Source organism: Micromonospora sp. C41 (assembly GCF_018070485.1).
Taxonomy (GTDB): domain Bacteria; phylum Actinomycetota; class Actinomycetes; order Mycobacteriales; family Micromonosporaceae; genus Micromonospora; species Micromonospora chalcea.
Genome location: NZ_JAGPXP010000022.1, coordinates 39,954 through 53,122, shown reverse-complemented (window position 1 = coordinate 53,122; position 13,169 = coordinate 39,954). Strand labels below are relative to the sequence as shown.

Below are 13,169 nucleotides of genomic sequence, written 5' to 3'. Positions count from 1 at the left end.
GCCAGTACGGTGGTTCGCGATCAGGAGGTGGGCATGCGGGGTGGTCGGGTGGTGGCGGTGTCCGCCGCGTTCGCGCTCGTCCTCGCCGTGCTCCACCTCACGCTGCCGGTCACCGGCTCGGACCTGTCCGCCCAGGTCGCCCGCGCCGACTTCTTCGCCGCGCACCCGTCCGCCCTGGTCGACCTGCGCTGGTACGGCGGCGTGCACCCGTGGGGCTACAGCCTCGTCTCGCCGCCGCTGATGGCGCTGCTCGGCGTACGCGTCACCGGCGCGCTGGCCCTGCTCGCCTCCGCCACCGCGTTCGCCGCCCTGCTGGTGCGGACCCGGGTGCCCCGACCGCTGCTCGGCAGCCTGGTCGGCGTGGTCACGATCGCCGGCAACCTGGTCTCCGGCCGGGTCACGTACGCCCTCGGCGTCGCGTTCGGCCTGGCCGCGCTGCTCGCGCTCACCGTGCCCGCCCGACGTGCTGCCGCCGTCGACGCCTCCGGCACCGGTGCCGGTGCGGCCGATGCCGCTGCTGGTCCTGCCGGCCCCGGCGCGCCGGCCTCCCCCGTCGGCATCTGGGCGGGCCGGAGCGTCTGGGCGGCCGTCGCCGCCGTTGTCGCCGCGCTGCTCGCCTCCGCGGCCAGCCCGGTGGCCGGGCTGTTCGTCGGGCTCGCCGGCGTCGCGCTGCTCCTGAGCCGCCGGTACGCCGACGGCCTGCTGCTCGCCGTACCCGCGGCCGGACCGCTCGCCGTGACCGGGCTGCTGTTCGGCGAGGGTGGCTGGATGAACATCAGCCGCACCGACACCGTGCACGCCGTGGTGACGAGCCTGCTGGTCGCGGCGCTCGTGACGTACCGGCCGGTGCGGGTGGGCGCGCTGCTGTCCGCGGCCGGGGTGCTGGCGTCGGCGTTGCTGCCCACCCCGGTCGGGCTGAACGCCACCCGCCTGGTGGTGATGTTCGCGCTGCCGCTGCTGGCCGCCGCGGCGACGCCACCGGCGAGGCTGGGCATCCCCCGGTTGCCCCGGACCGCCGGTGCGGCCGGGCTGGCCGCGCTGCTCGCTGTCGTCTGCTGGTGGCAGCCGCCGGTGGTCACCGCCGACCTGCGCAGCGCCGACGATCCGACGGCCGAGCCGGCGTACTTCGCGCCGTTGCGCGCGGAACTGGCCCGGCGCGGGCTCACCGGACGGGTGGAGGTGCCGCCGACCCGCAACTACTGGGAAGCCGCCCGGATGGGCGAGGTGCCGCTGGCCCGGGGCTGGCTACGCCAGGCCGACATCGACCGCAATCCGCTGTTCTTCACCACCGTGCCCGGCGCGGACGGCACCGGCATTCCGCTGACCCCCGTCACCTACCGGGATTGGCTGGCCGACAACGCGGTGCAGTACGTGGCAGTGCCCGACGCCGAGTTCTCCTGGGTGGGGCGATCCGAGGCGGAGCTGGTGGAGACGGGCCTGCCGTACCTGACCGAGGTCTGGTCGGACCGGCACTGGAAGCTGTACGCGGTGGCCGAGCCCACCCCGATCGTCGGCGCGCCGGGTGAGCTGATCAGCCAGGACGGCGCCTCGATCACGTTCCGCGCCCCCGGCCCCGGCCCGATCCCGATCCGGGTCCGCCACACTCCCTGGCTCACCGCCTCCCACAACGCCACAGTCACCCGAGACGGCAAGTGGACCACCGTGACGGTCCCCCGAGCCGGCACCTACACCCTCACCAGCTGACCCCTTGATCACCGTCGATCTTGCGGTTACGGCCCCTCAAGAGCCGGATATGCCCCTTTCGCCGGGGCCGTAAGTGCAAGATCAACGCCCAGGGGAGGTGGGACGGGAGGGCTAGAGGGGGGACTCCAGGATGCGCTGGACGACCGTGCGGGAGTGGCGGCCGGTGCGCAGGTACTCGTCGAGGAACTCGCCCTGGTCCTCGCGCCCCAGCAGCCGCACCACCCCGGCCAGCTCCACCCCGTGCCGGGGCAACTGGTCCCCCGCCCGGCCGCGTACCAGCATCAACGCGTCGCGCACCTCGGCGGCGAGCGTCCAGCCGGCAGCCAGCTCGGCGGCGTCGGTGGCGTCGAGCAGGCCGGCGTCGCGGGCGGCGGTCAGGGCGTCGAGCGTACGGGTGCCGCGCAGCTCGGGTATCCGGCCGGCGTACCGGAGCTGGAGCAGCTGCACGGCCCACTCGACGTCGGCGAGCCCGCCCCGGCCCAGCTTGGTGTGGGTGGCCGGGTCGGCGCCCCGGGGCAGCCGCTCGGTTTCCACCCGCGCCTTGATCCGGCGGATCTCGATGACCTGCTCGCGGGTCAGCCCGTCGGCCGGGTAGCGCACCGGCTCGATCATCGCCTCGAACTCGGCGCCCAGGTCGGCGTCGCCGCAGACGAACCGGGCCCGCAGCAGCGCCTGCGCCTCCCACACCCGCGACCAGCGCGCGTAGTACTGCGCGTACGCGGCGAGGCTGCGTACCAGCGGGCCCTGCCGGCCCTCGGGGCGCAGGTCGGCGTCCACACCGAGCGGCGGGTCGGGGGCGGGCGCGGACAGCAGCCGGCGCAGCTCCTCGGCGATGGCCTGCGCCGCCGCGCTCGCGGTGCTCTCGTCCACGCCGGGCGGCGGGTCGTAGACGAACAGCACGTCGGCGTCGGAGAGGTAGTTGGACTCGTACCCCCCGAGCCGGCCCATGCCGATCACCGCGAAGCGCAGGCCGGGCGGTCCGGGATGGACGGTACGGGCGGCGCGCAGCGCGGCGGCCAGCGTGGCGTCGGTGACGTGGGACAGCGCGGTGCCCACCGCCGTCACGTCGACCACTGTGGGCCGCCGCTCGCCGCCGCCGACCGGGCGCGGGGTGAGCGGCGCGAGTGAGCCGGCGCGGCTGAGCACGTCGGCGGCGGCGATGCGGACCAGTTCCCGGCGGCGCAGCGCACGGACCGCCCGGATCGCCTCGACCGGGTCGTCGTGCCGGGCAGCGGCCGCGGCGAACCCGTCGACGAGCGTCTCGCGCGGGCGCGGGGTCAGTTCGCTGTCCTCGGCGAGCAGCCGCAGCGCCTCCGGCTCGCGGGACAGCATGTCGGCCGCGTACCGGGACGAGGAGAGCACCCGGGCCAGGCGGCGCGCCACCGGGCCGGAGTCGCGCAGCAGGCGCAGGTACCACGGGGTGCTGCCGAGCTTGTCGGACACCTGCCGGTAGTTGAGCAGGCCGCGGTCCGGCTCGGGGGCGTCGGCGAACTCGTCGAGCAGCACCGGCAGCAGCGTGCGCTGGATCGCGGCGGTACGGCTGACGCCGCCGGTGAGCGCCTGCAGGTGCCGCAGCGCGCCGGCCGGGTCGGCGAAGCCGAGCACCTCCAGCCGGTGCCGGGCCGCCTCGGGCGTGAGCCGCAGCCCTTCGGCCGGGACCCGGGCCACGGATTCCAGCAGCGGCCGGTAGAGCAGTTTGGCGTGCAGCCGGCGTACCTCGGTGGCGTGGGTGACCCACTCGGCGCGGAACTCCTCGACGGCGCTGCGGCCCGGCGTGGCCACGTAGCCGAGCGCGGCGGCGAGCCAGCGCAGCGCGGCCGGTTCGGTCGGCACGGTGTGCGTGCGGCGCAGGGCCTGGAGCTGGAGCCGGTGCTCGACGGCGCGCAGGAAGCGGTAGCCGCGCAGCAGCGCCTCCCCGTCGGCGCGGCCCACGTAGCCGCCGGCCACGAGCGCGCGCAGCGCCGGCACGGTGCCCGGCACCCGCAGCGACTCGTCGCCCCGGCCGTGTACGAGCTGGAGCAGCTGGACGGCGAACTCGATGTCGCGCAGCCCGCCCGGACCGCGCTTGATCTCGCGTTCCAGCTCCTTCGGCGGCACGTTGTCGAGGATCTTGCGGCGCATGGACCGGACGTCCTCGACCGCCTCGGGGCGTTCGGCGGCGGTCCAGACGAGCGGGGCGAGCGCCTCGATCCACTCCCGGGCCAGCTCCAGGTCACCGGCGGCCGGGCGGGCCTTGAGCAGCGCCTGGAACTCCCAGGTGCGGGCCCAGCGCTTGTAGTAGGCGAGGTGGCTGGCAAGCGTGCGGACCAGCGGGCCCCGGTTGCCCTCGGGGCGCAGCGCCGCGTCGACCGGCCAGGCCACCAGCCCGCAGATCTGGATCAGCCGGGTGGCGATCTGGGTGGCGGCGGGCAGGTCGTCGTCGGTGGCGGAGACGAAGATGACGTCGACGTCGGAGACGTAGTTCAGCTCGTCGCCACCGCACTTGCCCATCGCCACCACTGCCAGGCGGGGGCGCGGCGTGCCCTCGGGCAGCTCGTCGGCGGCGATGTCGTAGGCGGCGGCCAGCGTGGCGTCGGCCAGCCCGGACAGCGCCGCCATGGTCTGCTCCAGGCCGCGCCCGCCGGTCAGGTCGGCCGCCGCGATCCGTAGCAGCGCGAGCCGGTACGCCTGCCGCAGCAGCGGGACCGCGCCGGTCATGGTGGTGAGCCGGGCGGCCACGCTCAGGTCGAGCCGCCCGTCCGCGGTGGGGGCGAGCCCGTCCGGCTCGGTGGCCAGCACCGCCCACTGCCCCGGGTTGGCGACCAGGTGGTCGCCGAGCGCGGAGGAGGCGCCGAGCACCGCGATCAGGCGGCGGCGCAGCCCGGGGTCGGCGGCCAGCGCGTCGCGTACGGCCACCTCGTCGCCGGAGCGCCGCTCGGACTCGACCAGCCGGTGCAGCTGACGCAGCGCCAGGTCCGGGTCGGCGGCGCGGGACAGCGCGGCGAGCAGTTCGGCGGCGCGTTCGTCGGCCGGCTCCTGCGTCTCGGGCCGCCACAGGTCGAGCCCGTCCGGGCCGAGCAGGTCGGCGGCGCGCGTGGCGCCGTCCCCCTCGGCGAATCCGTAGCGGGCCAGGCGCCCGCGGGCCGGCCGGGTCACCGTCAGGCCCCGAGCAGCGGCAGGCTGCGGCGCGGGTTGTCGTCGCCCAGTTCGCCGAGCGCGAGCGCGGCGAACCGGATCGCGAACGGCTGCCACGCCTCCTCGACGTCGGCCATCACCCGGTCGCAGGCGGCCACCACCAGTTCCGGGTCGTAGTCCAGCTCGGCCAGCACCGCCGAGTCGCGGGACCACTCGGCGATCATCGCGGTGTCGCACTCGATGTGGAACTGCAGGCCCCAGGCCCGGTCACCGAGGCGGAACGCCTGGTGCGGGTAGCGGGTGGACGCGGCCAGCAGCGTCGCGCCGTGCGGCAGCTCGGTGATCTCGTCGGCGTGCCACTGGAGCACGTCGGGCATCAGCGGCACGTACCGGAACAGCGGATCGTCCTCGGCGGCGTCGCGCCGGCCCACCAGCGCCGGGCCGATCTCCGGCCCGGACGGGCTGCGCTCGACCAGGCCGGCGTGCGCGGTGGCGAGCAGTTGCGCGCCGAGACAGATCGCGAGCGTGGGCACCCGCTGGCGGACCGCCTTGCGCAGCAGCCCCTCCAGCGCCGGGAACCAGGGCGCGCCGGGGGCGCCGTCGGACCCCGGGTACGCCTGCTGGTCGCCGCCGAGCACCACCAGCGCGGCGTATCCCCCCAGGTCGGCGGGGAGCGCGTCACCGGCGTGCGGACGCAGCACGCGCAGTTCCAGGCCCCCTTCGGTGAGCCACTCCCCCAGGCGGCGGAGGTCGTCGGTCGGGTCGTTCTCGATCACCAGCGCGGTCGCCACGACGTCGAGGCTAACCGGTGCGGCCGACAGGGCACGGTCCGGCAGGCCCTAGGCTCGCGATCGTGCCCGACGACTGCCTGCGCCCACCGGCCCTGCGTCCCGGCGACGCGGTGATGCTGGTGTCCCCGTCCGGACCGACCCGTCCCGAGCGGGTGGCCCGTGGCATCGAACTGCTCACCGGCTGGGGGCTGCGTCCGGTGCCCGCGCCGAACGCGTACGCCCGGCGGGGTTACCTGGCCGGCGACGACGCGCTGCGGGCCGCGGACCTGAACGCGGCGTTCGCCGACCCGGAGATCCGTGGGGTGATCTGCACGCGGGGCGGCTACGGCGCGCAGCGGGTGGTGGACCTGATCGACATGGCGGCGGTACGCCGGGACCCGAAGGTGGTGGCCGGGTTCTCCGACATCACCGCGTTGCAGTTCGCGCTCTGGCGGGGCGCCCGCCTGGCCGGGGTGCACGGCCCGGGGGCGGCGTGGCGGGACGAGCGCACCCCGCTCCGCTCGGCGGAGTCGCTGCACGCCGCGCTGACCAGCGCCGAGCCGGTGACGGTGGCGGCGGTCGAGGCGGAGGAGACGTACCCGGTGCGGGTGCCCGGCCGGGCCGAGGGCCGGCTGATCGGCGGCAACCTGTGCCTGATCACCGCGTCGATCGGCACGCCGGACATGCCGGACCTGACCGGTGCGATCCTGCTGGTCGAGGAGGTGCAGGAGCCGCCGTACAAGATCGACCGGATGCTCACCCACCTGCGTCGCTGCGGCGCGCTGGACGGGATCGCCGGGGTGGCGGTGGGCCAGTTCACCGAGTGCGCGGACGGCTGGGACACCACTGTCGTGGACGTGCTCACCGACCGCCTGGGCGACCTGGGCGTGCCGGTGCTCGGCGGCCTGCCGATCGGCCACGGCCCCGACCAGCTCACCGTCCCGGTGAACACCCCCGCGGTCCTGGACGCCACCACAGGCACCCTGACGGTGACCGCCGCCGTCCGCTGAAGCCGAGGCCGAGGCCGAGGCCCGGCGATCATGAAGTTAGCGGCAGTTCAGAGATCCACAACTGCCGCCAACCTCATGATCAACGCGGCGCGGGCGGGGTGAGGTGGGCTACCGCGCCGATCTCCAAGGCCGCCCAGACCGTGCCGTCGGGGGTGACCGTGAGGCCATGGGGCTCCGACGCGGGGGTGGGCAGATCGTGGGCGGTGATGTGGCCGTCGGGGTCGAGGTGGGCGATGCGGTTGGCGCCCCACTCGGTGAACCAGCAGCCGCCGGCCGGGTCGGCGACGATCGCGTGCGGGCGTGCCGCGCGGTCCGGCAGCGGGAACTCGTCGATCCGCCCGTCCGGCGTGATCCGGCCGACCTGCCCGGCCGCGATCTCGACGAACCAGAGCGCGCCGTCGACACCCCGGGTGATGCCGACCGGCCCGGCCGCCTCGGTGGGCAGCGGATGCAGCGTCACCGATCCGTCCAGGTCGATCCGGGCGATCGCGTTCGCCTGGTTGAGCGTGAGCCAGAGCGCGTCGTCCGGCCCGGCCGCGAGCATCGACGGGAAGCCCTTCTCGACCGGCAGCGGGACGGACGTCACCTCCCCGTCGACGCTCACCCGGCCGACCGTGTCGTCGTTCATGCCGGCGTACCAGAACGCGCCGTCCGGGCCCACCGCCAGCCCGCACGGGCCGCAGCCGGGCGGCAGCGCCACCGAGCCGGTCTCGCCGTCGACGGCGATCCGGCCGAGCCGGTCGTCGCCCGAGCGGGTGTACCAGAGCGCGCCGTCGGGGCCGCCGACGATGATCAGCGGGCGGCTGCCGGGTGGGTCGTCGCGGTAGGTCCGCACCTCACCGTCGGGGCCGAGCCGGGCGACGCCGCCGGAGCCGGCCAGCGCCAGCCAGAGCGCGCCGTCGGACCCGACCGTGATCGAGTACGGGCCGGAGCCCGGCCCGGTGAGCGGGATCTCGCGGATGGCAGGCTGTGTCATGGCGTGGCCTTTCGTCGGGTTTCGCCCAGCCTCGCGGGCGCTCCGGCACACCTGCAACACGAATAAAACGGGCCTTCCAGACGGGATTGCCAGCCTGCTGACAGGTTCGCCACGGGTTGCCCTCAGTTCCGGGGCTCACTGTCGGTGACGTCATCGCACCACCACCGAACAGGAGAATCGCATGATCCGCACGATGTCGAAGAAGCACCTGCTGGCCGGCCTGGCCGCTGCCGGCGTGCTCGGCGTCGGGATCGCCGCCCCGACGGTGGCGCTCGCCGACGACAAGAACCCGAAGCCGTCCTCGAGCGCCAGCAGCACCGACCAGGGTGACGAACGCCGCCAGAAGCACGCCGACCGGCAGGCCGAGTTCGCCGAGGCGCTCGCCAAGGAGCTGGGCGTGTCGACCGACAAGGTCACCGCGGCGCTGGAGAAGCTGCACGAGCAGCGGCAGGGCGACCGCCCGGAGCGGCCGGAGCGGCCGTCGACCGAGGACCGGCAGGCCGCGCTGAAGGAGCGCCTGGACCAGGCCGTCACCGACGGCAAGCTCACCCAGGAGCAGGCCGACGCGGTGCTCAAGGCCGCCGAGGCGGGCGTGTTCCCGGGTGGCCCCGGCCACGACGGCAAGGGCGGCCCGCACGGCGAGCGCGGCAAGGGCGGCCCGGACGGCAAGTGACCGCACGGCCACGCCGTTTCCCGCCGGCCGGCCCTCCTCGTGACCGGCGCCGGCGAGGCCACCGCCTGACACCAGGCGGGCGGGACAGAGGCGCCGCACCGGGACTCCCCGGTGCGGCGCCGGTCGCCGTCCCCGTGACACCGCGGCCGGCGGCACGGGGACGGCAGTAAATCAGCGAGCGGTCGCGTACGCCGCACAACCGATCAGTTCGAGGGAGACCTGGAGTCGCTCGAGGCTGATGTTCTTGGCGATGGTGTCCTCCGGGGTGTGGTATGGCGGCTCCAGCAGCGCCGGGCTCGTCTCACCCCGCCAGGAGAAGTTGGCGCTGGCGATGCCGACCTCCTGGAAGGACTGGTGGTCGCTGGAGCCGCGCTGCGTCACCGGCGACATCCGCGGGTCGTAGCCCAGGCGTACACCGGCGGCGGCCACCTCGTCGGTGGCCCGGTTGGACTGGCCGGTGAAGGACAGCAGCCAGTAGAGGGTGGCCGGGTCCCAGCTCGTGGCGACCATGTCGTTCTGGTACACCGCCAGGAAGCGGTCCCGCTCGGCCTGCGGGAGCTGCCGGACGTGGTGACGCGAGCCGAGCAGGCCCTGCTCCTCCGAGCCCCACAGCGCGAACCGCAGGGTGGCGTCGACCGGGATCGCCTTCATCACCCGGGCCAGTTCGAGGCAGAGCACCGTGCCGGAACCGTCGTCGTTGGCGCCGGGGGCGCCGATGACAGTGTCGTAGTGGGCGCTGACCATGACGACCGGCCCGTTCGCGCCGGACCGCCCGACCCGCTCCGCGACGACGTTGTGGGACGTCAGGTTGCGGTGCGCGACGGTGGAGATCGTGAGCGTGAGCCGCCCGGCCGCGAGCAGGGCACGCAGCCGCTCCTTCTGCGCCTGCGCGACGCCGACCACCGGGATCGGCACCGGCGTGCCCGCCGAGCCCGGCAGGGTCGGCGAGAACGCGCTGCTGCGCCGGGGCGGCACCCCGTCGGCGGCGAGGAACACCACGGCGGCCGCGCCGCGCGCCACAGCGGTGGCGACCAACTGCTCGCGCCGGGCGGCCACGTAGTCGACGAGCACGATCTGGCCGGTGACGCTCGCCGGGTAGTTCTCTTCAGCACCCGCGCCCACGTCCACCACGTCACCCTGGACTGTGGTGTCCAGCGCGGCCTGCGGGGAGGCGCCGGCCTGCCAGTTCAGGTCGGTGGGCAGCCCGGCCGGCGAGGCGAGCTGGGCGAGGAACTTGTCCGCCACCGCGAACGGCTCCAGCCGAACCTGGTAGCCGAGGCGGTCGAGCTGCTTGGCGATGTAGTCGGCGGCACGCCGCTCCGAGGCGGTCCCGCCGATACGCGGCCCGATCTCCTCGCTGAGGACGCGCAGGTGCGCCAGCGCCCGCTCGGCCGAGACCTGGGCGATGATCTTGCGATCGTCCGACGTGAGCGCCGGCTTCCGGCTGGATCCGGGGCGCTTGTCGTCGGCCGCCCAGGCCGGCGCGGGCAGGGCCACGGTGGCGGCGCCACCGAGAGCGATGGTCAGCATGCGGCGTCGGTTCACAGTGGATCCGGTGATGTCCGTGGCGGGGGAAGAGGGGTGGCCGTCGTTGGTCATACGCTTCTCCTGACTGTGCGAGCCGACCGGCGTTGGCCGTCCGACTCGGAGGATCTTGAACATAACCCGAGGTAGGGGGCGCATCCAAGATCCTCTCCGGCGATCACCGGACCCGACATCGACCGGTCTCTCGCCCGCCGTCGCTCCACGGTGGCCGGCCGCCACGGGTGGACGGACCGGGGTCAGCCGCCGGCCGGCGGGGTGAAGACGCCGAGCAGGTTGCCCGACGGGTCGCGCAACAGGGCCCGCACCAGACCGGCCGGCGTGGTCACCGGCCCCGTCACCACGACGCCGCCGGTCGCCTCGGCCCGGCGGCAGATCTCCGCGACGTCCGCCACCTCGGCGTAGAAGATCGCGTAGTTGCCGGCGTCGGTGCCCCGGATCGCGCCGCCGATCCCCCGCTCACCGCCGGCGGTCGTCTGCCGGTACGACCCGGCCGGGCCGCCCTGCTCCTCGAAACTCCAGCCGAACAGGTCGGCGTAGAACCGCTGCGCCTCGTCCGGGCGGTCGGAGCTGATCTCGAACCAGGTCACGGGCGTGCTGGACATGCTTCCTCCTGAGGTTCGCGCCGGCGGTCGGCCGGCGTCGTCAGGAATCAGCGTGGTACCGGGACACGACAGCGTCCTGTCGGTGTTTCCACAGGGATCAGACCAGCGTGAGCGGGCGCACCCGGTCGACCGGCACATCGAGGTCGTCAGCACACCACTCCCGGGTCACCGGCTCGGCGAGCGGGCGCACCGAGCGGATCCGGTCGGTGCGAAAGCAGCGCACACCGTCGCGCAGCCGGCACCAGGCGACCAGATACCAGTGCACCGAGTTGCCCAGGTAGGCCAGCGGCTCCACGTCACGTGCCGAATCGGCGCCGTCGCGGTCGGCGTACCGCAGGCGCAGCACCCGCCCGGCGGCGACCGCGTCGGCGACGACGGCCGGGACGGGCGTGCCCGGCCCGTCGCCCACCAGGTGCACCCGGCCGGCGAGCCGGTGCGCCTCGGCCACCGCGGCCGGTGGCATCACCGCGACCAGCTTGCGCAGCGCGGCGCCGGCCGCCGCGGCGAACGGGGAGCCGCCGAGCCGGTGCAGCGCGACGGCCATCGCCACCGCCTCGGCCGCCGTCAGGTTGACCGGCGGGAGCGTGCGCGCCCGGTCGACGACGTAGCCGCCGGTGCGGCCCGGCTCGGCCCAGATCGGCACGCCCGCGCCCTGCAACGCGGAGATGTCCCGCTCGACGGTGCGGGTGCTGACCTCGAAGCGGCGGGCCAGCCAGCTCGCGCTGCGCGGGCGCGGCGACACCGCCCGCAGCTCCTCGACCAGGGCGTAGAGGCGATCGGTGCGGTTCACCCCCGGACGCTAACCCGGGGGTACGACACCGCTCAGGCGATGCAGGCGCAGACGATCAGCGCGGCGCCGAAGTGGGTGGCGGCGCTGACCTTGGCGGCCGGGTGCGGCTCCTCGGCGGCGATCACGTCGCCCAGCCGACCCGGGGTGAGCAGGTCCAGCACCAGGAACGCCAGCGCCATCACCAGCAGGCCGACCAGCCCGAAGACCACAGTGGAGGCGAGCCCCTTGGTGAACGAGCTGTAGCTGGTCAGCACGGCGGTGAAGACGATGCCGGCGATGCCGAGCTGGTTCGCGGCGAGCAGCAGCGCGGCGTTGCCGTTGCGGCGTACCCAGATCAGCTCCCGCAGCTTGCCCGGGGTGAGCACATCCACGAGCAGGAATCCGGCGGCCATCAGCGCCACCCCGACGATCCCGAACACGATGCTCTGCCACGCCCCGTCGAGCAGGTCTCCCAGCACCCAACGCCTCCCCGGCTCACCCGCCCGGCGAAGGTGCCGGGACGGTGCCGCAGACGATAGCGGCACCGCGCCAGGATGATCTAGAGAGACAGGTAGCGCTGCCGCTCGTACGGGGTGACCTCGCGGCGGTACTGCTCCCACTCGGCCCGCTTGTTGCGCAGGAAGAAGTCGAAGACGTGCTCGCCGAGCACCTCGGCGACCAGCTCGGAGCCGGCCATCACGTCGATCGCCTCGGCCAGGTTCTCCGGCAGCGCCTCGTAGCCCATGGCGCGGCGCTCCGCGCTGCTCAGCGACCAGACGTCGTCCTCGGCGCCCGGCGGCAGCTCGTAGCCCTCCTCGATGCCCTTGAGGCCGGCGCCGAGCATCACCGCGAACGCCAGGTAGGGGTTGGTCGCGGAGTCCAGCGAGCGGACCTCGACCCGGGCCGAGTTCGGCTTGCCGTACGCGGGCACCCGCACCAGCGCGGACCGGTTCAGGTGACCCCAGCAGACGTACGCGGGGCTCTCGGTGATCCGGTCCGGCAGCGCCTGCGGGAACAGCCGCTTGTACGAGTTGACCCACTGGTTCGTCACCGCGGTGTACTCCCGCGCGTGGGTGAGCAGCCCGGCGATGAACGACTTGGCGACCTTCGACAGCTTCATCGGGTCACCGGCGTCGTGGAACGCGTTGCGCTCCCCCTCGAACAGCGACAGGTGGGTGTGCATGCCGTTGCCGGGCTGGTCGGTGAACGGCTTCGGCATGAAGCTGGCCTGCACACCGGTGGAGAGCGCGACCTCCTTCACCACGTGCCGGAAGGTCATGATGTTGTCGGCGGTGGTGAGCGCGTCGGCGTAGCGCAGGTCGATCTCCTGCTGGCCGGGGGCGACCTCGTGGTGGCTGTACTCCACCGAGATGCCGATCCGCTCCAGCGCCAGCACCGCCTGGCGGCGGAAGTCCCGCGCGACGGCGTGCGTGGTGTGCTCGAAGTAGCCGCCGGTGTCCACCGGGATCGGCACCGAGCCGTCCTGCGGGCCGTTCTCCAGCAGGAAGAACTCGATCTCCGGGTGGGTGTAGAACGTGAAGCCCTTGTCCGCGGCGCGGGAGAGCATGCGGCGCAGCACGTGCCTCGGGTCGGCCCAGGACGGGCTGCCGTCGGGCAGCGAGATGTCGCAGAACATCCGGGCGCTCTCGCCGCTGACGCCGCCCTCGAACGGGAAGACCTGGAACGTCGTCGGGTCCGGCATGGCGACCATGTCCGACTCGAAGACCCGGGCGAAGCCCTCGATCGCGGAGCCGTCGAAACCGATGCCCTCGTCGAAGGCCGCCTCCAGCTCCGCCGGGGCCACCGAGACGCTCTTGAGCGTGCCGAGCACATCGGTGAACCACAGCCGGACGAAACGGATGTCCCGCTCTTCCAGCGTACGGAGGACGAACTCCTGCTGACGGTCCACTTCCACCCCTCGTTACACGTACGTCCGCACCGGCGCCGGGCCGGCTCGGCCTGACCGCCCAGTCTCCACCGGGCTCGTTACGCCGACGTTACGCCCT

General features: G+C 74.2%; 10 protein-coding genes and 2 pseudogenes. 4 read left to right on the top strand and 8 right to left on the bottom strand.

The window, feature by feature from the left end; translation table 11 throughout:
- Nucleotides 1-33: 33 nt before the first annotated feature.
- Together KBX43_RS32260 and KBX43_RS32255 are read left to right on the top strand one after the other, a co-directional pair.
- A pseudogene (locus KBX43_RS32260) lies at nt 34-972 on the top strand (hypothetical protein); the annotation flags it as partial.
- 57 nt (nt 973-1,029) lie between these two features.
- Nucleotides 1,030-1,704, top strand: a pseudogene (locus KBX43_RS32255) (hypothetical protein); the annotation flags it as partial.
- Nucleotides 1,705-1,815: 111 nt separating this feature from the next.
- On the opposite strand, the gene KBX43_RS22235 reads toward KBX43_RS32255, so the two are convergent.
- The gene (locus KBX43_RS22235) at nt 1,816-4,839 is read right to left on the bottom strand and encodes a bifunctional [glutamine synthetase] adenylyltransferase/[glutamine synthetase]-adenylyl-L-tyrosine phosphorylase (RefSeq protein ID WP_210886972.1); all 3,024 of its coding nucleotides are present in this window, start codon (nt 4,837-4,839) and stop codon (nt 1,816-1,818) included.
- Nucleotides 4,840-4,841: 2 nt separating this feature from the next.
- A complete protein-coding gene (locus tag KBX43_RS22230) occupies nt 4,842-5,609 on the bottom strand; it encodes a type 1 glutamine amidotransferase (protein WP_210886969.1) in 768 nt (255 codons plus the stop codon).
- Between the two features lie 113 nt (nt 5,610-5,722).
- On the opposite strand from KBX43_RS22230, the gene KBX43_RS22225 reads away from it, so the two are divergent.
- Entirely contained in the window at nt 5,723-6,598 is an 876-nt protein-coding gene (locus KBX43_RS22225; RefSeq protein WP_247677634.1) for an LD-carboxypeptidase, read from the top strand.
- 79 nt (nt 6,599-6,677) lie between these two features.
- Here the strand turns inward: KBX43_RS22225 and KBX43_RS22220 are convergent, their stop codons facing one another.
- The gene (locus tag KBX43_RS22220; RefSeq protein ID WP_210886966.1) at nt 6,678-7,574 is read right to left on the bottom strand and encodes a virginiamycin B lyase; all 897 of its coding nucleotides are present in this window, start codon (nt 7,572-7,574) and stop codon (nt 6,678-6,680) included.
- Nucleotides 7,575-7,755: 181 nt separating this feature from the next.
- Here KBX43_RS22220 and KBX43_RS22215 point away from each other — a divergent pair, with 181 nt between their 5' ends.
- Nucleotides 7,756-8,247, top strand: coding sequence for a hypothetical protein (locus KBX43_RS22215; RefSeq protein ID WP_043329298.1), 492 nt, complete (start codon nt 7,756-7,758; stop codon nt 8,245-8,247).
- Between the two features lie 171 nt (nt 8,248-8,418).
- Here the strand turns inward: KBX43_RS22215 and KBX43_RS22210 are convergent, their stop codons facing one another.
- The 5 genes from KBX43_RS22210 to glnA form a co-directional block, all read right to left on the bottom strand.
- Nucleotides 8,419-9,777, bottom strand: a complete 1,359-nt coding sequence (locus KBX43_RS22210) for a M28 family peptidase (RefSeq protein WP_245254797.1) — start codon at nt 9,775-9,777, stop codon at nt 8,419-8,421.
- Nucleotides 9,778-10,028: 251 nt separating this feature from the next.
- Entirely contained in the window at nt 10,029-10,394 is a 366-nt protein-coding gene (locus tag KBX43_RS22205; RefSeq protein ID WP_064448280.1) for a VOC family protein, read from the bottom strand.
- 97 nt (nt 10,395-10,491) lie between these two features.
- Nucleotides 10,492-11,184 (bottom strand): YafY family protein, encoded by a 693-nt coding sequence (locus KBX43_RS22200; RefSeq protein WP_113972568.1) that lies wholly within the window; start codon nt 11,182-11,184, stop codon nt 10,492-10,494.
- 32 nt (nt 11,185-11,216) lie between these two features.
- A complete protein-coding gene (locus tag KBX43_RS22195; RefSeq protein WP_043329290.1) occupies nt 11,217-11,642 on the bottom strand; it encodes a DUF350 domain-containing protein in 426 nt (141 codons plus the stop codon).
- An 80-nt stretch (nt 11,643-11,722) separates the two neighbouring features.
- Nucleotides 11,723-13,072: a type I glutamate--ammonia ligase gene (gene glnA, locus KBX43_RS22190; protein WP_036344036.1), complete on the bottom strand. Its 1,350-nt coding sequence runs from the start codon at nt 13,070-13,072 to the stop codon at nt 11,723-11,725.
- Nucleotides 13,073-13,169: the final 97 nt, after the last annotated feature.